The sequence below is a fragment of the Metamycoplasma sualvi genome, from assembly GCF_045276925.1.
Lineage (GTDB): Bacteria > Bacillota_I > Bacilli_A > Mycoplasmatales > Metamycoplasmataceae > UBA710.
In genome coordinates this window covers 136,129-158,606 of sequence record NZ_CP174167.1, presented here as the reverse complement: position 1 = coordinate 158,606, position 22,478 = coordinate 136,129, and the positions used below count along the sequence as shown (strand labels likewise).

Here is a 22,478-nt window from a genome sequence, read left to right as displayed (position 1 = left end):
TTAATCACTTTTTTGCTTAAATAATGTTTTTCAAGCAAATATCAACATATTAATTAGTAAATATAAAATGATTGCTGAAGTTATTGCACAAAAGATGATTGAAACTACTCCAAATGTGCTTTGCATATCATTTAAAAATACTGAATTTAAATCTGCATTTATTTTTCCTATTGCTTTTGCTGTAAAAATCATCGAAGTTACACCAATAGCACATGGGAAAGATAATGAACACAAGATGGGTGAAAATGTTTTTAAATTATGATTAAAACGATGCACAAATATTCTAAAAATAAAGAAATATAGTAATACAGTAGTAACAAATCCTAACATAGTAGTCAAAATAGCTATTACATTTAAAAATGTTTGAGGGTATAAATCTACTTGTTTATTTGCTGCTAAAATAAATACTTGATAAAATCCTGCACATGACAAGTTAGCAGGAGAAAATCATACAGCAATTGTTGGATAATGTTCTTTATTCAATTTGTCAATTTTAAATAATAATAAATATGTAATAACAGATAAACTTACTAGAAACATAAAATAACCTAAATATCATATTACTTGAAAGAATATATTAGGAATAGCAGGAATGTTCCCAGAAACTGTACATGATGTTATCAAACCAACAGTTGGAACAAAATATGAACCATAAACTACTTCACTTTTTTTGATGTGATTGTAAAAAATGCTTTTTCCAAAATAAAATAATAAAATAAATTGAATTGCAATGGCCAGTACCATTAAAGTGGCAGCAGATATTTGACAAGGACTAGTTATATTTCTATCTCACATTCCAATAAATCCTGCTAACAACATTAAGCACATGGAAAATGTTGGCATTAAAGAAACGGTTAAAGGATTATGTAAATCTTTTTTTAATTCATGAAAATGAAAAATGTACTTAAACAAAATCATTAGAACAAATAAAATTAAAAATGGGAAAAAAGCACAAGAAACTCAATTTCCTACTTGTGATTGATTATTTAAAGAAAAAATTTGTCTGTAACAATTTCCTAACCCACCTATTCCAAGAGCTAAACCTGTAAAAGCAATAGGTAGAGACTTAAAATTATTTTTAAATTCTGATATTTTCATTATATTTCCATTCTTGTTAATTTTATTTAATCTTTTTTTGTTTATATTGAAAAAATTTTACTCCAATGAAAAATAAAAAAAATAATTATTAATTAAATACAAATTTTATAAAATTTTCTATTATGTACAGAAGATATTCAGACGGAATGATAGAAGTAATAACTGGTCCAATGTTTAGTGGAAAAAGTGAAGAATTAATTAAAAGAATTAGAATTCTTTCTTATGCTGAAATTCCAACTCTTGTTATCAAGCCATCTATTGATAATCGTTTCTCTAATACAGATATTATTTCAAGAAATGGAAATTCAATCAAATCTTATTCAGTATCTACCACAAAAGAAATTAAAGAATTGTTTTATCAAAAAAAATATAAAGCTTTGGTTGTTGATGAAGTTCAATTTTTTGATATGTCTTTGATAGAATTTTTAGATAAATTAGCCAATCAAGGAATAAGAATTATAGTTTCAGGATTAGATCAGGATTATTTAAGAAGACCTTTCCCTATTGTTGCTCATTTAATGGCAATTGCAGATAATATAGAAAAATTAAAAGCTGTTTGTTTAATTTGCAAAAGAGCTGCTTCATGTTCTTTTAGAACTTCAAAAAGTGATAATACAATTGAAATTGGAGACACGGATATTTATGAAGCAAGATGTAGAGAGTGTCATGTAAAGGATTCTTCTACAAAATAAGGTTATTTTTCAACAACAAAAGCATTTATTTTTCCTTCTAATTTAGCTACCGAATCAATTTTTATAGTAACTTTTTGACCAATTTTAAAAGTTTTATTTTTTGATTCATTGGATAAAGAATAATAATCATCTGAAATTTTATAATTTTCTGCATCTTCTAAAGTTGAGATATGAACTAAAGCATTTGAAGTATCTCCTAAATCTACAAAAAAACCAAATTTTTGAATTGAAACAATTGTTGCGCTAATTTCCTTATCCACAAAATTTTTATAATATTCTGCTTTTTTCATGTCCATCACTTTTCTTTCAAGATCTACTGCAATTACTTCGGCATTAGATGAAGATAGTGCAATTTGATCAATTTCATGAGATTTTTTTTCAGAATAATGTTTGTTACCTTTAAAGATTACTTCTCAAATAATTCTATGCAATAAAAGATCGGGATATCTTCTTATAGGAGAAGTAAAATGGGAATAATATTGAGAAGCCAAACCAAAATGACCTATATTGTGAGAAGAATATTTAGCTTTTTGCATTGTTTTCAGTAAAAACATTTTGACTAAATTATCAAATCTTTTTTCTTTAATTTGATTAACAAATTTTTGAAAATCTCTTGGATTATTAGATTGCTTTAATTGATAATGTTCTTGAGGAAGAATTGAAGAAATAAATAGATTTAAATTTTGTACTTTTTCAACATCTGGGCATTCATGAATTCTATAAATAGAAGGAACTTTTAAATCAGCAATGGTTTTAGATACTACTTCATTTGCAAAAACCATGAAATTCTCTATTAATATTTCAGAAGACAATCTTTCTCTTTTTTTAATTGCAATTACATTTCCAGTTGTTTTATCTAATTCTATAACAGGTTCTTCAATCTCAAAATCAATATAGCCTTCTTGATATTTATTGTTACCAATAATATCACTTAATTCATAAGCAATTGTTAGCATTTTTAATAATTCTGAATCATTTTTAATTATTTCATCATTTTCTTTGTTTGCTACTTGATTATAAGTTAGACGATATTTTGATTTAATAATTGAAGGATATATTTTTTTATTTATTATATGACCTTGTTTATTAATTTCTGCTTCTAGTGTAATTGCATATCTATTTTCATTTGGATTTAAAGAGCAAATTCCATTTGATAATTTTTCAGGCAACATCGGAATAACTTTATCTATCAAATAAACTGAACATCCTCTATTTCTGGCCTCAAGATCAATTTGACTATCTTCTTTAACATAATAAGCAACATCTGCAATAGAAACATATAAAATATAATTTTCATTATTCTTTTCAACTAAAATTGCATCATCAAAATCTTTTGTTTTTTCCCCATCTATAGTCACAATTAATTTAGATGTTAAATCTATACGATTAAATTCATTAGTAATTTTTGCTTGATCAGGAATTAAATCAGCTTCTGCTAATACTTCATTAGAAAATGTTTGCTTAATACCTGAAATATCCACTAATAAATTAATATCAGAATATGGTTTGCTAATAGATTCTAAAACTTTATCAATTAATAAATAAATATTATTTTGTTCTATTTTGTCTATCTTAAATCTTGCATAAGTATTTTTTTCTAATGATGATTTATCGTAAATAATTTGATAATTATTTAAATTATTAGAAATGATTTTTAAATCTAAATTATTATCAATTTCAGCATAAATAAATTTAGTTTTACGATGATTAATTTTTACCTCAATTGCAAAATAAAAATTAGGATCATCAATATCTTGATAAACATTAATATTAATATTGTCATCTTTTAAAGCATTTAAATGGTTGTTAAAGATAATTACCTTTATATCTAAATTATCATTCAATTTAGCAAATGCAAAATATTTTCCTTGACCTGTTACTTTTAATTCAACATCAAAATTACCAATAAATTTAGGAATAAAATATTGATTTCTTTTTTTAGAAAATGCAATAGTTCCATTTGATTTTAATTGAAAAAGATAATCACTAAAGGCGCGATTATATTTAGGATTAATATTTAAAAATTTAACAATATCTAAAAAAGATGATGATTTTTTATTTTTTAAGTATTCTAAAATTTTTTGCTGGTAATTTTCAAACATAAATATATTGTTTCTTATTTAATAAATATTCTTATAAATAGAGTAACGATGAAAATGATAATTCCTAAAATGATCATTGATCATTTTAAAAATTTCTTTCATCCATGTTCTTTTGTTTGAGAAAATAATTTCAAATCCGAAGAACCAACAAGAGCTCCTGTAAATGAATTAGAATCTGGTGCCATTAAAAAACCGATAATAATCATTAAAAAAGAAATAATAAAAAGTATTATTGTCAAGATAAATCCAACCATTTTTACTCCTTAATATTTTTATTAATTTTATACAATAAAATCAAAAAAAGATAAAAAAAATGGCAAGGGTGACAGGACTCGAACCCACAACATGCGGGGTTGAAGCCCGCTGTTCTACCAATTGAACTACACCCTTATGCTCATGTAATACTTATGTAATACTTTATTTTATCAATTTTATTTAGAAATTTCTTCTAAAACATTTAATAAATCACCAATTGTTTTAACATCATTAATTTTATTTGAAGGAATGGTAATGTGAAAATTATCTTCAAAATCTGCAATCATTTCAACCATGTCAATTGAATCTAATCCTAAATCTCTAATCACAGTGTTATCATTAAATGATTTATTAGTTTTTGATTGAATTATTTTATAAATTTCATCTCTATATTTCATAAATTTATATTTTATATGAAAATAATGTTTAAATATGTAAAATTTTGTTAACAAATTAATATAATTAATATAAATTTATCATAAGAAAAAAGAATATTATGGCCAATTCAGTAAAAAAAGATCCTCGTTTTGAAGAAATATTATTTACACAAGAACAACTAGAAAAAAGAATAAAAGAACTTGCTTCATGAGTTAATAAAACTTATAAAGGTTCCAAAGATTTAATTTTAGTTGGTTTATTAAAAGGTTCAATTCCTTTTATGGCTCAATTAATTAAAGATATTAAAGTAGAACATATGCTAGATTTTATTATTGCATCATCATATTCTGGTGATACTAAATCAACAGGTAATGTTAAATTAGTTATGGATTTAAATGTAGATATCTATGATAAAGATGTTTTAATTATTGAAGATATTATAGATAGTGGAATTACTTTATATAAAGTTAAAAAAGGATTTGAATCTAGAAACCCAAAATCTATTAGAATTATGACTCTATTAAATAAACCTTCAAGAAGACAAGCGGATATTAAACCAGATATATATGGATTTGAAGTTCCAGATAAGTTCTTAGTAGGATTTGGATTAGATATAAAAGAAAAAATGAGAAATGTTCCTTATATTGGAGTTTTTAATAAAAAATATTTAGATAAATTATAAATTTATTTAATTTTAATCTTGTTTGATGTAAATTAGTTTATTAAAGAATGCAAAATTTAATATTAGAATACAAAATGCTTTAAAGAAAACATCTTTTCCAAATTGAAATCAGAATACAACACTGAAAGTTAATCAAATTATTGATGGTTAGATTGTGATTTTTTATATTAAAAAATTCTTTTCAACTACTAATTTGTTACTTTTATATAAGAAAAAAAGAAAATTAAAAAAAATAACTACTATTTGTAGTTATCTTATATTTAATTAAACTATTATTACTTAATATTTCTTTTTTTAATAATTTCATCAGAAATATTTTTAGGAGCTTTTTCATAATGATCAAATTGCATTTGATAATTACCTCTTCCTGATGTCATTGTTCTTAAGTCAGTTGAGTATCCAAACATTTCTGAAAGAGGAATATCTGCTTTAATAACACTAGCTCCATCTTGTCTTGTTTCATTTGTTTTAATTTGTCCTCTTCTTCTAGAAATATCACCCATAATATCTCCAAAATATTCTTCAGGAACAATAACAGAAACATCCATAATTGGTTCTAATAAAACAAACCCTAATTGTTCTTTCCCTGCAGTTAAAGCTTTTGAAGCAGCAATTTTATAAGCCATTTCTGAAGAATCGACATCATGGTATGATCCATCAAATAATGTTGCTTTTAAATCAATAACAGGATATCCTGCAAGAACTCCCATTTCCATTTTTTCTTCTAGTCCTTTTTGAATAGATTTAATATATTCTTTTGGAATTTTACCTCCAACAATTTTATCTACAAATTCAAATCCTTGATCTTTGTTAGGTTCAAATTTAATTCAAACATGACCATATTGACCTTTACCACCAGATTGTTTAATATGTTTTCCTTCAACATCAGCTGATTTAGTGATTGTTTCACGATAAGCAACTTGAGGAGCTCCAACAGTTGCTTCTACACCAAATTCTCTTTTTAGACGATCAACAATAATTTCTAAGTGTAATTCTCCCATTCCTAAAATAATTGTTTGACCAGTTTCTTCATCTGTATATGTTTTAAAAGTAGGATCTTCTGCAGCTAATTTTTGTAATCCTAATGATAATTTTTCTGTAGCAGCTTTTGAAGCAGGTTCTAAAGCTTGAGAAATAACTGGTTCTGGGAATTGCATTTTTTCTAAAACAAATTTAGGAGATTTTTCACCAACCAAGGTATCTCCGGTTGTTGTAGCTTTTAATCCAACAGCAGCTGCAATATCTCCAGCTCTTACTTCATCAATTTCTTCTCTTTGGTTAGCATGCATCTCTAAAATACGGCCAATTCTTTCTTTTTCGCCTTTTGTTGAATTGTAAACATAAGAACCTTTTTCTAAAACTCCTGCATAAACTCTAAAAAATGTTAAAGAACCAACAAATGGATCATTCATAATTTTAAAAGCTAAAGCTGCAAAATCATGATCATCTGAAGATGGTACTTCAAATGTTTTATCATCTAAATGAGCTGTAATAGGAGGAACATCAATTGGCGATGGTAAATAATCAACAACTGCATCAATCATTGCTTTTACACCTTTATTTTTAAAAGCTGTACCACATACTGCTGGGAAAAATTCAGAAGTTAAAGTTGCTTTTCTAATAGCTTGTTTTAGACGATCAGCATCTATATCTAAATTACCTTCTAATACTTCCATCATTAATTCTTCATCAAAATCTGCTACTGCTTCAATTAATTCATGTCTTTTGATTTTAGCAACTTCTTCTAAATGAGAAGGAATAGGAATTTCTTTACCATTTTCTTCAGGTTGACCATCAAATTCTCAAGCTTTCATTTCTACTAAATCTATATGACCTGTATAATTACTTTCTTCTCCAATATTTCATTGAATAGGAACACAATTACCACCAAGTAATTTTCTAACTGAAATAACTGCTTTTTCAAAATTTGCTCCAGCTTTATCCATTTTGTTAACAAAAACAATTCTTGGAACACGGTAGTTAGTTGCTTGTCTTCAAACAGTTTCTGTTTGAGGTTCTACTCCTGATTGAGCATCTAAAACAGCTACAGCACCATCTAATACTCTTAATGATCTTTCTACTTCAACTGTAAAATCAACGTGTCCTGGAGTATCAATAATGTTAATTCTTTTACCTTTTCAAAAAGCTGAAGTTGCAGCAGAGGTTATTGTAATCCCTCTTTCTTTTTCTTGAGCCATAAAGTCCATTTGAGAACCACCATCATGTGTTTCTCCAATTTTATGAATTTTTTTAGTATGTAATAATATTCTTTCTGTTGTTGTTGTTTTACCAGCATCAATGTGAGCCATGATACCAATGTTTCGATAATCTTTTAATTCATATTTTCTTGCCATATTCTAATCACACAACCTTATCATCTAAAGTGAGCAAATGCTTTATTTGCTTCAGCCATTTTATGTGTATCTTCTTTTTTCTTAACAGCTCCACCTGTTCCTTTTGAAGCTTCGATAATTTCATTAGCTAATTTAACATCCATTGTTTTTTCAGTTCTAATTCTTGCATAGTTTATTAATCATCTTAATGCTAATGTTTGTTTTCTTCTTGCTGATACTTCTGAAGGAACTTGATAGTTTGTTCCACCAATTCTTCTTGTTCTTACTTCTAATAATGGAGTTACATTTTCAACTGCTTTTTGAAATACAACTAAAGGGTCTTCATTTGTTTTTTCTTTAACTATTTCAAAAGCTGAATATAAAATTCTTTCAGCTGTTGATTTTTTTCCATCTAACATAATTGTATTAATTAATTTAGTTACTATTTTTGAATTAAAAATAGGATCAGATAAAACTTCTCTTATAGGTGCTTTTCTTTTTCTTGACATTCTTTTTCTCCTTTTTAAATAATTATTTACATTTGTGTTCTAAACCAAATAAAAATGACTTATTTATTATTTTTTAGGTTTTTTAGCCCCATATCTAGATCTTGCTTGTTTTCTATTATTAACACCCGCTAAGTCTTGTGTACCTCTAACAATTGTGTATCTAACCCCAGGCAAGTCTTTTACTCTACCACCTCTAATTAATACAACAGAGTGTTCTTGTAAATTGTGTCCTTCTCCTGGAATATATGCTGTTACTTCCATTCCGTTTGATAATTTAACCCTTGCATATTTACGTAAAGCTGAGTTAGGTTTTTTAGGAGTCATTGTTGCAACCCTTGTACAAACTCCTCTTTTGAATGGAGCGGGTTTATTTGTGAATTTTTTGTGTAATGAATTAAAACTTAAAGATAATGCAGGAGCATTAGTTTTACGAATTTTGTTTTGTCTACTGTGATTTACTAATTGATTGATTGTAGGCATTTATTTCCTTTCTAAAAAATAAAAATTATGATTATATTATACCAACTCATCCTAGTGTATCAAAAAAATAAATTATTATTTTTGTATAGTAATTATTCTATAAATAAAAATGGCTTTAAATTATTTCTTGCTTTGGTTAAAGTATCATGAACATTAGCTCTTGTTGTTGCCAAAATATTAGCAATTTCTGATAAAGATAAGTCTTCTATGTAGTAAAGATGAAAAATTTGATATTGATTTTGAGTTAAAACATGTGAATACTTTTGAAATACTTTAATATATTCTTCTCTTAATTCCAATGAAGTGTTTTTATTTTTCATTATTTTCCATTAATCCTTTTGTTAAACCATATATATAAGCATCTAAATCAAATTCTTGTAAATCATCCATTTTTTCTCCTAATCCAATCAATTTAACATCAATGTTTAATTTATCCTTAATTGATAAAATAATTCCTCCATTAGATGTTCCATCCATTTTAGTTAATACTATTCCTGATATTGGTGTAACTTCTTTGAAAGCTTCTGCTTGCAATATTCCATTTTGTCCTGTTGTAGCATCTAAAACTAAAAGAGATTCATGAGGGGCTTCTGGAATGAACTTTTGAATTATTTTATTAATTTTAGCTAACTCATTCATTAAATTAATTTTATTTTGTAATCTACCTGCAGTATCAATTATTAAAACATCATATTCATTGTTTTTTGTTTTTTCAAATGCTTTATAAACAACAGAAGCAGGATCTGCTCCTTCTTTATCAGGTAAAACAATATCTACATTTAATCTTTCGACTCATATTTTCAATTGTTCAACAGCACCTGCTCTAAAGGTATCTGCAGCTGCTAATATAACTCTTTTTCCTTCTAAAACTAACTTGTTGGCAATTTTGGCAATAGATGTTGTTTTACCAGAACCATTTACTCCAACCATTAGCAAAACATTTAATCCAGAATGATCTAAATTTAATTTAGTATTAACTGTTGATTGATTGGCATAAATAACAAACATTTTATCTGCGATAATTTCATTAATTAAATTTTTATCTGTTATATTTTCAGCTTTTACTTCTTTCTTAATTTCTTCTAATATTAAATACACTTGAGATACAGAAATATCTGACATAATTAATATCTCTTCTAGTTTTTCAAAAAATTCTTCATCAATTTGATTATGATTTGATTGTAATTCTCTAATTTTTTTAGTTAAATTAGTTCCAGATTTTGATAAACCTGCAACATATTTATTAATTTTCTTTTCTTTAATTAATTGTTTATTAAGTTCTTTTTTTTCTTTTTTTGCTAATTTTTCTTGCTTTTTAATTAACTTGATTTCTTCTTTTGTAATCTCTTTTTCTTTAGTTATTTCTTCTTTTTCTACTTCAATAAGTTCATCATTTTTTTCTTCTTGTATTTCATTTTGATCAAATTGTTCATCTTTAGTATCATCTTTTTCTTTTGCACCAAATAATCTCTCTTTTAACTTTTTAAAAAAACCCATATTTTCTCCAAAAATTAATGTTATACATTAAATTTTAAATGATAAAATTAACAATATGAAATTTTTACAAGCGAAATTTTTAAAAATATCAAGTGCAATCGTTATATTATCTCCTATTTCAATTGCTCTATCTTGTTCATCACAAAATAATGAATATCAAGTTTCTGCTTCAGATGATATTTTATATTCAACAATTTGAAATTTATCAGGTGCTAATGAAATTCAAAATAGTTTTTTTAATTTAACTATTGAGGATTTGCAAAACAAAATTAACCAACAAATAAAAAATGATGAGAAAAAATATTATTTAATGAAAATATATTGTTTTTATTTATTATGAGAAGCAATCAAAAACCCAACATCTGAAGATGGTTCTACATCACAATTAATTCTTTCTGAAGATATAAAAAACTTTGGAACTTTTTTAAGTAATAAATTAGTTTCAGATGATGACAAAATTACTTTAGATGATCGAACTTATAATAATTTGAAAGCTTATATAAATACTTTTGATTTTAATATATCAATTATAAATGTTAATGAAGGAGCAATTGATAATGCATTAACTTTAAGAGAAGTGTTATGAAATAAAAGTTATTATGTGTTGAATTTTAAAATAGATTTTTGAACAAGTGATGAAGAAACTAACGCTAAAATGGTAAGTGCTAGCACAGGTAAATCAATTATGTATAAAAATAATTTATCAAGAAGCCAAAGAGAAGAAATTAGAAAAATTACTAATTTGGAATTAAAAGAATTAACAACTAATCAATATTCATATCAATCAACAAAATTGTATTATGATGCTACAAATAAAAAATTTTCAACCATTGTTTTACCTTCAAATGTTTACTATAATGGTAGTGAGGAAACTGTAAATTCTGGTTTTGCAACTAAAGATAAAAGTAGAAGATTATTTTTATTTGATTTTTATAGTGCTAATGAAAATGATAACAATTATCAATCTTATTTAGAATTGTGTTTAAGTCAATCTGATAATTTTAATTATTCAATAAATTCAGATTGAACTAATTTCCTAAAAAAAGAGGATTATTACAAAAAAAATCAAAGTGGTAGTTTAGCTATGGAAAATATTAAAATTAATCTAGACATAAATTTTGTTTATGACAAAATTGTTGAATAAATTATTACTTATTATTTTTTCTAAATTGATATTCACTTTTAATTATTTCTTCTAATGAATAAGAAGGTTGTCAATGTAAAATCTTAGTAGCTTTTTCATTGTTTGAAAATAATTGACCAGGATCACCTGCTCTTCTTGGTCCTATTTGATAATTAATATTAATTTTTAAAGTTTCAATTGATTTATCTAAAACTTCTTTTACCGAAAATCCTTGACTAGTTCCTAAATTAAAAATATCACTCTTGTTATTTTTTAATGATCATTCCATACCTAAAACATGAGCATTTACTAAATCATTAACATGAACGAAATCCCTAATGCAAGTTCCATCTTTAGTTTCGTAATCATTTCCAAAAATATAAAATGTTTTTGATAAATCTAAAGCAGATGAAATTACAAGTGGTAATAAATGAGTTAAAGATTTTCCTTTAACTCCTATTTTTCCATTTTCATGAGCTCCTGCAACATTAAAATATCTAAAAATAACATATTGACGATTAAAAGCTTTTGCTCATGATTGAATTAAATATTCAGCAGATAACTTAGATTGTCCATACGGATTAATTGGATTTTTTTCATCGTCTTCATTAATAGGAATAGACTTAGGTTCTCCATAAACGGCGGCTGTTGAAGAAAAGATAAATGATTTAACATTATAGTTTTTAGCAATATTCAATAGATTTCAAACACCATTTGTATTAACATCAAAATATTCTAAAGGCTTTTCTACAGATTCAGGAACAACTATTAATCCTGCAAAATGCATGATTACCTCAATATCTTTTTCGCTTTCAAAAACTTTATTAACTTCATTATGATTTCTAATATCTACTTGATAAAATTTTGCTTTTGGATGAATATTAGATTCAAAACCTTTTGATAAATTATCAATTATTACAACATCATAACCTTTTTCTATTAATAAATAAACTGCATGGGATCCAATATATCCTGCTCCACCTGTAACAAGAACCTTCATGTATTATTCCTTTCTAAATCCTTCAATTAATGTGATTTCACAATAATATTTATAGTTTATTATTATAATCTAATATTTTTTTAATTGGTTTATAAGAAAATCGATGAACATTAAAAATGGGTTTATTTTTCATGAGAGCTATTTGATGTTCTTTTGTTCCATAACCTTTATTTTTGCTAAATTTATATTCAGGATACAAATGATCTAATTTCTCCATTTCACGATCTCTTATTACTTTTGCAACAATAGATGCTGCTGCAATTGATTGAGAAAGATTGTCTCCTTTAATAATGGATAAGAATGGAATAGATGTTTGTTTTATTTTTTCAGCATCAATTAAACAAAAATCGATATTCTTTTGATGTTTATTTATTAATTGTTCCATTCCAATAATAGAAGTTTTTTTAGGATTATGTTCATCAACATAAGAAGGTTCAAAAATAATTCAATCAACCAAAAGAGCAACTTTAATTATTTCTTCAAAAAGTATATTTCTTTGATGAACAGATAATTTTTTAGAATCTTTAATTTTAGAATTGCAATATGAAGTTGGCAAAACACAAATCGCAACCACTAAAGGTCCTGCTCAACATCCTCTACCCACTTCATCTAGTCCAGCTATATTTTTATAGCCTTGGCAATACAAAGATTCTTCATATTTTTTCATAATAAAATTTTATTTTAATCTTTTATTTCTAAAATTTCTTTAATTGAATCTATAAAATTATTTTTATTTTTAACAAAACTAAATTGTTCTGAATTTTTCGTAATAAAAGAACCATTAGAATTTATTCCGCCGCCATCTGCAATTCATAAAAAATAATAATTTTCAATGTCTTTAATAATTTTATTAAGATTTTCAAATGATTTAGCTGTTTCTATAATTTTGGAACCTGAAGAATTATAATAAGAAGTTTCAATGATTACTTTTTTATTATTTAATTGATTTGTTATAATGAAATCTATTTTTTTATTGTTTAGAAGATTTGTGTTTTGGAATTCTTCTAAAATTAATTGTCTATCAATAGTAATATATTGATATTTAGAAAAAGCTTTAGTAATAATTTGATCAATTTCTTTTTCATTTTTGGTTCCTGTTCTATTCTTTCTAGCATTGGTATCTAAACCAACTTCAATTCCTGTTAAAAAATCTACAAAATTTTTTATTTTACCTTCAAGAATTAATTTATTTAATCCTGTTAATTCTAAAAAAGTAATGATAGATTTGGATGAATTTAAAAATTCATTTAATTTATAAATCTCATTATTTAGCTTAAAAACAAAATCATTTTTTTTAATTTTATCTTTAGATATCGCCACCAAATAAGGTAATATAGAAAATACTTCAGGTTGAGAAGCAAATAATTTTTCTATTTTTCTATTTAATTCCATTTGATTAGAAGAAATAATGTAATTTAAAGTATTTAATTTGATTTGCAACTCATCAATAATTTCAATTATTTTATCAATGTCAATTAAATCATTTAATTCAATATTTGTTTTCTCTAATGTTTTCAAAAAATTATTTATATTATTTTTCATAATTTATTACAATCACTTCTTTTCCTGAATTTTTTCTTTTATTACCTTTTGAATTAATGTTTCTATTTGTAACAATAGGAATAATTTGAAAATCTTTATATAAAGTTTGAATTAAAGATGTATTATGATTTGTCATCATTCACTTTACACCTTTTTTATCAAGACCTATTAAACAATTAGCTAATCTTATTTGTCCTTCTTGACCAAATGAATCTTTTGTATAAGAATCAAAACCATGCTTATTATTTTCATAATCATAAGGAGGATCACAAAAAACAAAATCTCCCTTATGAGATTTTTCTAAAACATATTCAAAATCATTGTTCAAAATTTCAATATTATTTTTTTGTAAAAACAAAGAAATATTATCTAAGTTTTGTGAATCAAATAAATTTAATTTTTCAGAATCTTTACCATTAAAAGGAACATTAAACTCATTATTTTTATTAACTCTATACATTCCATTAAAACATGATTTATTTAAATAAATAAATCTAGCAGCTATTTTAATATCATTCTTAAATTGTTTTGTTCTTAATTTATAAAAAAATTCTTTAGAATGCTGTTTTTTATATTTTTTAAGTTCTTTTATTAATAATTCTTTATTATCTCTAATAACATTATAAGTAATTATTAATTCTTTATTAATATCATTAATAATTGCTTTTTGAGGTTTTAAATAAAAAAATACAGCCCCAACACCAACAAAAGGTTCAATATAAGTTTTAAAAGTGCTAGGAAAGAAATTCTTTAAATACTTATTAATTACATTTCTTTTTCCACCAACTCATTTAACAAAAGGATTTAAATTATTTCCATTAATATTCATTATTTGAACATTAATAAGCGATGAATTTCTTTAAAATTGTAATTTTTTGTATTTTGATTTTAAACAATTAACAATAAAATATTCTTGCAATTAAATTATTTTCAAAATTACAATTTTAAAGAAAAAATGCATCTATTGACCCAGAACAATCGATGCATTTTTGACACAAGCTCAATTTATTTTTATGTCCTGGAACAATAAAAGTGGTTGTGCACTTTACATAAGATTATTTTATTAATTTTGTCAATACAATGATATATTAATTCATAATTTTAGTTATTTCTTGATATATATCTTCTTCATTAATTTGGATATATCTAGATGTTGTATTAATGTTAGAATGACCTAAAGTTTGTTTTACAATTTCTATATTAACATTATTCTTTAATAAATTAGTAGCATAACTTCTTCTTAATCCATGTGGTGTTAATTCTTTATTAAAATATTTATTAGATATTTTTTTAACAATTGTATTAATTTGTTTGATAGTTATTAATTTATTTTTAGAATTAATTGGTATTCTATTTGCTTTTCAAGATGTTAATAATTCTTGTAAATATTTAGTTAAGAAAATTACCCTAATTTTATTTCCTTTGCCTTTTATCTTCAATTTATTTTCGTCATATATTTTATTTTTGTTAAATTCTAATAATTCACTTACTCTAACTCCTGTTAAAAATAAAAAGGAAAAGATAATTCAATTCCTTTTTTCAATTTTATTATTAAATTCGATTGTGTTCTTAACATTTTCATATTCAATTAATGAAATAATTTTTCTGTTAATTTGTTGTGTTGTAGGTAATTTGATATCTTTACATTGATTAATTAATTTTCATTTTTTCTCAAATTTAAATATAGAAATTAGTGATGAATAAATTAAACGGATACTATTAGGAGAATGAGTTTTATTGTGACTATTAATATATTTAACAAATAATGTTTTATTTGGTTTTCTATCACCTAAATATAAATATCATTTTTGATATTGCTTAATATAAATATCTATTGTGGTTTTGGCTAAATTTTTATTTTTTAAATAGTTTATATATTTCATAATTTATACTCTTTTCTGTGTATTTAAATAAAAATACACAGTTTTAATATAATATTTTTAATAGTTGAAAGGTTAAACAATGAATATTAATGGAAAAATTTTAGATATTTATGAAAATGGCAAAGAAATTGAAAATAGAAAACTTCCTGAAATATTAAAAAAATACAACAATAATAATACTAATAGTTCTGTTTTTAGAATACCTTTAGATCTATTAAAATATAATTTGCAAAATGGAAGAATTGCAACATTTTTTATAGAAAATGAAAATAAAATAAATTCATTGAATGAACTTGAAATTAAAAATGAAATTAAAAATGAAATTATTAATTCAGATAAAAAATCTCATGATAAAACAAAAAATGATATTAAACTTATTGGCCAACAAGAACCAGGTATTGTGTTGTTAGATGGAACTGTTATTGATGGAAATAGAAGATTTACATGTCTTTTAGAATTAAATCAAGAAAATCCTAATCAAGAAGAATACAAATATTTTAATGCTTTTATTCTTAATTCTGATAATGTAGATGAAAAAATAATTAAACAATTAGAATTAAACATCCAATTGGCAAAAGATGAAAAAGTAAATTATGACATAACAGATAGATATATGGATATATATAATGTTGTATCTTTACAAAAAAAATTAACAATAGAAGAATATTCAAAATATTCTAATATAACAGAAAAAGAAATTCGAGAAATTATTGATCAAATTGAGATTGTGAAAGAATATTTGGTATATATTAAAAAAGACTTAAAATGAGACATAATAAAGAAAAAGAAGAAATTAGAACATTTTAAAGAAATATGAAAATCTTTAAATAAAATTAATTCAAAATCTGAACAGAATACAATGAAACAAATTGCTTTTGATTATATTTTGTGTGAATCACCAGATGCTGATTCAAAATCTATAAGAGAATTGTGCACTTCTTCACATAAAAAGGATAAAAATAATTGAGATTTATTTATATCAAATTCTGAAGATTTGCATGAAAAAATTAAAGAAATTATAGATAAAAATGAGGCATCCGATTTTGAAAAATTAGAATCTGAATTAAAAAAAGAAAAAGAGTTACTTCATGATTTAAAATCTAATTATCATGATTTAAATCAAAATAATCTTATTTCTAATGAAAAAGATAAAATTGATGGCATTTTAAAAATAATTTCTAAAAAAATAGCTTCCTTGTCACAACATTGAAATGAACTTGAAGAAATGAATGCTAGTGATCCTTCTAGATTAAAAGAAATTTATAAAATAATTAATACTATAGTTAATGAATTAGACAGCAAAAAAAATCATATAGAAAAAATAATGCAGAAAGATTCAAATGGACAATTCTAATGTAAAGATATATCAAAAAAATAATAATTTTTATTTATATATTGATGAAAATATTCTTGAAAATATTTATAGAAAATTAAAATTATCAATTAATAGTATATTTAAAATCATAATAGATAATAAAGTTGATAATAATTTATTTATAATTACAGAAAAAAGTAAAATTTTTAAAATTATAAATATACTACAAGAAAATAATTTAAATATAGAAACTGACAATTTTATTAAATATATAATTAATAAAGATCTTAATAAGGTTATAAATATTTCTAAAAATGAGTATGAAAATTCTAATGAATTTAAAGAATACAAAACTTTTTTAGATAATAATATTAAGAGACAATTGAAAGATCATCAAATTTTTAACTCTTTTTTTCATTATAAATTAGAACAATCAGCAAATTTCTCTTCTCCCGGTTCAGGCAAAACGTCTACTGTGCTATCTACATATGCATATTTAAAAAAAATGAAAGATATAAAATTTTTGATCATAATTGGTACAAAAAGTTCTTTAATCTCATGAAAAGATGAGTTTATTGCATGCCTTAATAAAGATAATCCCAAAATATTTACTAAAAAAAATTTTTTAGATAAATCTTTAAAAGATTTTCCTAGTATTGTCAAAGAAATTATAAAAAATTATGACTTTATATTTTTAACTTATAAAGATATACAAAAAATGGATTCTACTAAGAAACAGAATTATAAAATTATAAATTATATTTTAGAGGACAACAATGGCTATTTAGTTATCGATGAATCTCATAACATAAAAAATGAAAATAGTAAATCTTTTATTAATTCATTTGATTTACTTAAAAATATTAAATATAAAACTTTATTAAGTGGAACTCCAATACCCAATGGAATTCAAGATATTTACACACAATTAAAAATGTTACATCATTTTTGATATGACACTTTTTGAAAATATACTCAAAAAGATTTAAGAAATTTAAATTATTATGAAAAAGATGAATTTAAAAATAAATTAAATTATTTTTATGTAAGAACAACAAAAAGTAAATTAAATATACCTATGCAAAATCCAGATAAGATAATTAAATATGATTTAACCGAAGAAGAAGATAAAGTGTATAATCAAATTTTAAAAGAAAATAGTAAATCTAATTTTTTGCTATTTATTAGATTATTACAATCACTTATTGATCCTTCTTTATTAAAAAAATCTATATTAAGTGAAATAGATCTTGAAGAATCTGAGGAAATAGATTTTGAAGAAGATGAAAATTTTACTAAAAATCAATTATCAAAAATGAATAATGACAACATAAATATTTCTTTTAATCAAATTTCTTCAACAAAAATGTCAAAAGTAATTGCTTTAATAAAAGAATTAACATATAAAAAATTAAATGTTATTGTTTGATCAACTTTTGTTTCTCCTATGCATAAATTAAGAGATGAATTAAAGAAAGAAAACATTCATTCTTACATTATCAAAGGTGATGTTAGTATTGAAGATAGAGAAAAATTTTTAAGTGAATTTAGAAATGATCATGGTTCAGTTCTAATAACTAATCCTCAAACTTTATCTGAATCAATTTCACTACATAAAAGTTGTCATCATGCTATTTATTTAGATTTTTCTTACAATTTAGTTCATTTTTTACAATCTAAAGATAGAATACATCGATTGGGAATAACCAACAATGAAATTCCTACATATTATTATTTTATTTCTAACAAAAAATATGGAAATATTGAAGAAAAAATTTGATGAGCAATACAAAACAAAAAAATATTAATGGATGAAATTATTAATTCTGATTATATTGAAAGTTTTGATAATAAGTTCTCTACATTGAAATTTGTGGAAGAAATAATAAAGGATATAAAAAATGAACAACAATAAAAAAATACCTTTTTATATAATATTTAGAAAACTATTGGAAAATAGATATTTTTTTGATATTAAACCAAAATACACATACTTTTTTGATTTTTTTCCAAATAAATTAGAGATTGATGAAGAGAATTTGCATGAATATAAAAAATTTATAATATCTATTTGATTTTTTATTTATTCATTTGAATTAAATTTAAAAAGAAGATGAGATAAACTAAAATTTGAATTTTACATAAAAGAATTTTTAATAAAAAACTATAAATTTGAAAATAAAGAAATAGATGAAATATTAAATATATTATTTGAATTTAAATTATTCTCAATTGTAAATAATGAAGTAGTAATGGATGATTCGTTTTATAAACGATGACTTAATTCTTGATATTATTCATATTTTTTCTGTACAAATTTTAATTTATCAAATTATATAAATTGTAATGACGCATGAAATTTTATGAAAAATATAGATACAAATATAATGAACGAAAAATTATTTAAATTTAATTTTTATTTTTATGATAAATTAGAAAATAAGATTTCAAAAAATATAAATGTTCGAGAACTAATAAATAATTGTGAAGATTTTTTTAAAGAATATAATTTAAATCCAGAATATTCAAAATATATATTTCTTAAAAGAAAAATATTTCAATTAGCTAATATAAAATTTTGTTGCCAAGATTTGCTTGAATTACATTTTGATAATGCATCTAATCTTCAGAGAAATTTTTTTAAAAAAAATAATTTCTCAATATTTTTTCAAAACTCAAAATTAATGAATAAAATTTTGAATAACAATAGTGTTTTTTACGCAAAACATTACAAAGAATTATGATATGAATTATATTTAAATATTCAAAAAAGACAATTAAAATTAAATTATGAATTTTGATCTTCAATTGATGAAATACCAATCGTTTTTGAGGATAAATATTTACCTTATTTTTTAGAATACAAAATTAGTTTCAACTTATTTAATTTAATTTCCAATTTAGATAAAACATCATATCAATACCTATTCACTATTTCTACTATATTTAAAAATTTATATAAAAAATTAAATTTTAAATTAAAATCCGAACAAGAATTTTTATCATTAATTTGAAATTTATTATCTTTAGAAATTAAAGAAAAAATAGAAAAATCAACTTTAAAATATAAAATTCCACTTTCTAATGAAGCAAATATTAGAAAAAAATGTTTAATAGATTCTTATCAATATATTAAAAATAATAAAAATATATCAAGCATTGATGATATATCAGATTTCATTATAAATAAATATGATTTAAAAAAATCAGAAAAAAAATCTTTAACTAGAAATATTGAATCATATTTATCTAGACAAGATAATTTAATTTTTTCTAGAAATAGAAATGTTAGATATTATAATTATGAATCCATTGATTGAGATGTTGTTGTAAGTCTAATTCAAAAAATTTTGACGGAAAAAGAAGGTGTATACAATTCTCATTTTTTCTTTAATAAATATAAAAATTTTATGAAAGTTTTAAATATCTATAATGAATATGAATTACATAATTTTTTAAAAAAATCAATAACAAACAATGAGAACATAATTTTCTTAAAAATGCCTATAATTATGATCAAATGTAATAACAAAGATTTATTTTTTAGTGAATTAATACAAAAAAATAAATTAACTAAAAATGTTTTTTATAAGATTTTAGAAGAAGATTACGGATTTAAGTCTAATGTTGCAATTTCTACAATTAATTATGATTATTATAAATTTGCAAATATAAATACTAGTTCAGATGATTGAGAATATTCGAAACAAATCAAAGATCTGAAAATAAATGAATTTAAATCATTATTTATTAATAAATTTCAAAATTTAGAATATTTTGATATATCTGAATTTGAAAGTTTTTTAGTAGAAAATAATTTTGATAATAAGTATAAAAATAAAAAACTACTAGAAGAGTTAAATTTTACTATATACAAAAATAAATATATTTGTAAAAATTCATTTAATTTTATGGAAAATATTAAAAAAATAATTCAAACAAATGGAATATATAAAAATGAATTATCCTTCTTTTATAATCAAAATAAAAATTTAGAATCTTCATTACAAAATATATTTAAATTTTTAGATGTTATTCAAATTAAAGAGACCGTGGTTGTTAGTTATGATTATTTCAAAAATAAATCTAATATAGATTTGAATGATTTTATAAAGAAAATGAATGAATATTTATCTTTAAATTTAACAAAGGAAAAATACTTTTTATTAGATTCTATATTAGATGATATTAATTGTAAAAATATTTTAGATTGAATAGATATTGAATGAATTTGTAAATTTATTAATAGAAAAAATGAAAAATTAAAATTTGAAAAATTAGATAATTCCTACATTATTAGAGAAAAAAATTCTATTAATTTTAAAAATAAATTAGCATTAATAGTAAAAGAAAAAAAATATGTATCATTAAATGATTTAGAAGAAATCATAAAAAATATATTTAATGTTTCTAAAATTAATTTTAATATTAAAAATTTAAATTTTTTGAATCTAAATATTTATTATGTAAAAAATATTAATATGTTATTTGGTTCTCAAAAAGATAAAGAAGAATGAATAAAATCTAAAATAACTAATTAATCTTTATTTGCAAATACAACTTCCATATAATTAATGTTTTTTCCCTTTTGATGATCATTTAATTTCATAACCTGTAGGAATGTTGGTGTTATTCTTATCACTATTATGTAAATCAGTTGTTTGATATATTATTTTTGCACTATTAAAATTATCAATCTCTTCTAATGATCAGTTAAAAAATAAATCATTATCTGTTTTTATTTTTAATGACAATAAAAGTAAAGTAGATTTTAAAATTTAATAAAAATAAAAGATAAAGGAAATAAAATTAGAATTGTTTTTTAAGTAGGAAACTGAACTTCTTGAAATATTAAAAATCCTTTAATAACAAAATTTCTCTATGATAATTAAATTTAGAATTGATAAAATTTACTTATGATTATTACAATTAGTGAGAAAAAACTTAATGAATATTTATCTTTATCCAATGATCTGATCATTGAAGTTTTAGAGGAAAATAAAAATTCTTATAAAATACTAATCAAGGGAGATAAAAACAAAATGAAATCTAAAGATAATGGTTTTTCTCAAAAGCAATTAGAACAATTAGAAAAATTGTTGAATCCAATTGTTAAAGATATTAAAGAATTAAAACAAGATATGAATGAAGTTAAATCTCGTTTATATGCTCTTGAAAAAGATATGAAGCAAATCAAATCATTACCAAGTATTCAAAAAGAGTTAAAAAATTAATAATAATTTATTAAGATATTCAATTAAAACAAAAATGAAATGATTAAATTCTAATAATTGAGCATTATAAAATTAATAATAATTTAGATTAGCAAGATAAATTTTAAAAAATAATTAATAAAAAAATAATGAATAAAATCTAATTAATCTTCATTTGTAAATACAACTTCCATATAATTAATGTTTTTTCCCTTTTGATGATCATTTAATTTCATAACCTGTAGGAATGTTGGTGTTATTCTTATCACTATTATGTAAATCAGTTGTTTGATATATTATTTTTGCACTCTTAAAATTATCAATCTCTTCTAATGATCAATTAAAAAATAAATCATTATCAATTCTTATAAAATAC

22 protein-coding genes and 1 tRNA gene are annotated in these 22,478 nt (G+C 22.5%); 8 read left to right on the top strand and 15 right to left on the bottom strand.

Translation table 4 applies throughout. The features are described from left to right. A complete protein-coding gene (locus tag ACJA29_RS00760; RefSeq protein ID WP_406602725.1) occupies positions 1–1,098 on the bottom strand; it encodes a hypothetical protein in 1,098 nt (365 codons plus the stop codon). Positions 1,099–1,220: 122 nt separating this feature from the next. Here ACJA29_RS00760 and ACJA29_RS00755 point away from each other — a divergent pair, with 122 nt between their 5' ends. Beyond that, the gene (locus tag ACJA29_RS00755; RefSeq protein WP_406602724.1) at positions 1,221–1,790 is read left to right on the top strand and encodes a thymidine kinase; all 570 of its coding nucleotides are present in this window, start codon (positions 1,221–1,223) and stop codon (positions 1,788–1,790) included. A 2-nt stretch (positions 1,791–1,792) separates the two neighbouring features. On the opposite strand, the gene ACJA29_RS00750 is transcribed toward ACJA29_RS00755, so the two are convergent. After that, positions 1,793–3,892, bottom strand: a complete 2,100-nt coding sequence (locus tag ACJA29_RS00750) for a ribonuclease R family protein (RefSeq protein ID WP_406602723.1) — start codon at positions 3,890–3,892, stop codon at positions 1,793–1,795. Positions 3,893–3,940: 48 nt separating this feature from the next. On the opposite strand from ACJA29_RS00750, the gene ACJA29_RS00745 reads away from it, so the two are divergent. Then, positions 3,941–4,159 (top strand): hypothetical protein, encoded by a 219-nt coding sequence (locus ACJA29_RS00745; RefSeq protein WP_406602722.1) that lies wholly within the window; start codon positions 3,941–3,943, stop codon positions 4,157–4,159. 47 nt (positions 4,160–4,206) lie between these two features. Here the strand turns inward: ACJA29_RS00745 and ACJA29_RS00740 are convergent. Continuing rightward, positions 4,207–4,282 (bottom strand) — tRNA-Trp (locus ACJA29_RS00740). Between the two features lie 41 nt (positions 4,283–4,323). Next, the gene (locus ACJA29_RS00735) at positions 4,324–4,545 is read right to left on the bottom strand and encodes an acyl carrier protein (RefSeq protein WP_406602721.1); all 222 of its coding nucleotides are present in this window, start codon (positions 4,543–4,545) and stop codon (positions 4,324–4,326) included. Positions 4,546–4,643: 98 nt separating this feature from the next. Between ACJA29_RS00735 and hpt the strand changes: the two genes are divergently transcribed. Then, positions 4,644–5,207 carry a hypoxanthine phosphoribosyltransferase gene (hpt, locus tag ACJA29_RS00730; RefSeq protein ID WP_406602720.1) on the top strand — a complete coding sequence of 188 codons (564 nt, stop codon included), beginning with the start codon at positions 4,644–4,646 and terminating at the stop codon, positions 5,205–5,207. A gap of 275 nt (positions 5,208–5,482) precedes the next feature. Here the strand turns inward: hpt and fusA are convergent, their stop codons facing one another. The 5 genes from fusA to ftsY all read right to left on the bottom strand — a co-directional run bounded on the left by fusA (position 5,483) and on the right by ftsY (position 10,026). Next, positions 5,483–7,561 carry an elongation factor G gene (gene fusA, locus ACJA29_RS00725; RefSeq protein ID WP_406602719.1) on the bottom strand — a complete coding sequence of 693 codons (2,079 nt, stop codon included), beginning with the start codon at positions 7,559–7,561 and terminating at the stop codon, positions 5,483–5,485. A 17-nt stretch (positions 7,562–7,578) separates the two neighbouring features. Continuing rightward, positions 7,579–8,049, bottom strand: coding sequence for a 30S ribosomal protein S7 (gene rpsG / locus ACJA29_RS00720; protein ID WP_406602718.1), 471 nt, complete (start codon positions 8,047–8,049; stop codon positions 7,579–7,581). A 66-nt stretch (positions 8,050–8,115) separates the two neighbouring features. Beyond that, positions 8,116–8,529 carry a 30S ribosomal protein S12 gene (gene rpsL, locus ACJA29_RS00715; protein WP_406602717.1) on the bottom strand — a complete coding sequence of 138 codons (414 nt, stop codon included), beginning with the start codon at positions 8,527–8,529 and terminating at the stop codon, positions 8,116–8,118. A gap of 92 nt (positions 8,530–8,621) precedes the next feature. Beyond that, complete coding sequence (locus tag ACJA29_RS00710; RefSeq protein WP_406602716.1) at positions 8,622–8,849, bottom strand: sigma factor-like helix-turn-helix DNA-binding protein; 228 nt, start codon at positions 8,847–8,849, stop codon at positions 8,622–8,624. Next, complete coding sequence (gene ftsY, locus ACJA29_RS00705; protein ID WP_406602715.1) at positions 8,839–10,026, bottom strand: signal recognition particle-docking protein FtsY; 1,188 nt, start codon at positions 10,024–10,026, stop codon at positions 8,839–8,841. The genes ACJA29_RS00710 and ftsY overlap by 11 nt, the downstream gene beginning before the upstream one ends. A 55-nt stretch (positions 10,027–10,081) precedes the next feature. Here ftsY and ACJA29_RS00700 point away from each other — a divergent pair, with 55 nt between their 5' ends. Beyond that, positions 10,082–11,170: a hypothetical protein gene (locus ACJA29_RS00700; protein ID WP_406602714.1), complete on the top strand. Its 1,089-nt coding sequence runs from the start codon at positions 10,082–10,084 to the stop codon at positions 11,168–11,170. Between the two features lie 4 nt (positions 11,171–11,174). Here the strand turns inward: ACJA29_RS00700 and galE are convergent, their stop codons facing one another. The 5 genes from galE to ACJA29_RS00675 all read right to left on the bottom strand — a co-directional run bounded on the left by galE (position 11,175) and on the right by ACJA29_RS00675 (position 15,574). After that, the gene (gene galE / locus ACJA29_RS00695) at positions 11,175–12,149 is read right to left on the bottom strand and encodes a UDP-glucose 4-epimerase GalE (RefSeq protein WP_406602713.1); all 975 of its coding nucleotides are present in this window, start codon (positions 12,147–12,149) and stop codon (positions 11,175–11,177) included. Positions 12,150–12,198: 49 nt separating this feature from the next. Further along, entirely contained in the window at positions 12,199–12,816 is a 618-nt protein-coding gene (locus ACJA29_RS00690) for a ribonuclease HII (protein ID WP_406602712.1), read from the bottom strand. A gap of 14 nt (positions 12,817–12,830) precedes the next feature. Then, positions 12,831–13,691, bottom strand: a complete 861-nt coding sequence (locus tag ACJA29_RS00685) for a DpnII family type II restriction endonuclease (protein ID WP_406602711.1) — start codon at positions 13,689–13,691, stop codon at positions 12,831–12,833. Continuing rightward, positions 13,681–14,520: a DNA adenine methylase gene (locus ACJA29_RS00680; protein WP_406602710.1), complete on the bottom strand. Its 840-nt coding sequence runs from the start codon at positions 14,518–14,520 to the stop codon at positions 13,681–13,683. Before ACJA29_RS00680 ends, ACJA29_RS00685 begins: the two co-directional genes overlap by 11 nt. Before the next feature lie 259 nt (positions 14,521–14,779). After that, positions 14,780–15,574, bottom strand: a complete 795-nt coding sequence (locus ACJA29_RS00675; RefSeq protein ID WP_406602709.1) for a tyrosine-type recombinase/integrase — start codon at positions 15,572–15,574, stop codon at positions 14,780–14,782. Between the two features lie 79 nt (positions 15,575–15,653). Here ACJA29_RS00675 and ACJA29_RS00670 point away from each other — a divergent pair, with 79 nt between their 5' ends. The 3 genes from ACJA29_RS00670 to ACJA29_RS00660 are packed head-to-tail and all read left to right on the top strand — an operon-like array spanning position 15,654 to position 21,430. Then, the gene (locus ACJA29_RS00670) at positions 15,654–16,928 is read left to right on the top strand and encodes a hypothetical protein (protein WP_406602708.1); all 1,275 of its coding nucleotides are present in this window, start codon (positions 15,654–15,656) and stop codon (positions 16,926–16,928) included. Next, complete coding sequence (locus ACJA29_RS00665; protein ID WP_406602707.1) at positions 16,915–18,804, top strand: SNF2-related protein; 1,890 nt, start codon at positions 16,915–16,917, stop codon at positions 18,802–18,804. The genes ACJA29_RS00670 and ACJA29_RS00665 overlap by 14 nt, the downstream gene beginning before the upstream one ends. Further along, entirely contained in the window at positions 18,791–21,430 is a 2,640-nt protein-coding gene (locus tag ACJA29_RS00660; protein ID WP_406602706.1) for a hypothetical protein, read from the top strand. The genes ACJA29_RS00665 and ACJA29_RS00660 overlap by 14 nt, the downstream gene beginning before the upstream one ends. A gap of 30 nt (positions 21,431–21,460) precedes the next feature. On the opposite strand, the gene ACJA29_RS00655 is transcribed toward ACJA29_RS00660, so the two are convergent. Continuing rightward, positions 21,461–21,643 carry a hypothetical protein gene (locus tag ACJA29_RS00655; RefSeq protein WP_406602705.1) on the bottom strand — a complete coding sequence of 61 codons (183 nt, stop codon included), beginning with the start codon at positions 21,641–21,643 and terminating at the stop codon, positions 21,461–21,463. 162 nt (positions 21,644–21,805) lie between these two features. Between ACJA29_RS00655 and ACJA29_RS00650 the strand changes: the two genes are divergently transcribed. Continuing rightward, positions 21,806–22,123 carry a hypothetical protein gene (locus tag ACJA29_RS00650; protein WP_406602704.1) on the top strand — a complete coding sequence of 106 codons (318 nt, stop codon included), beginning with the start codon at positions 21,806–21,808 and terminating at the stop codon, positions 22,121–22,123. The last annotated feature ends 355 nt before the right edge of the window (positions 22,124–22,478 follow it).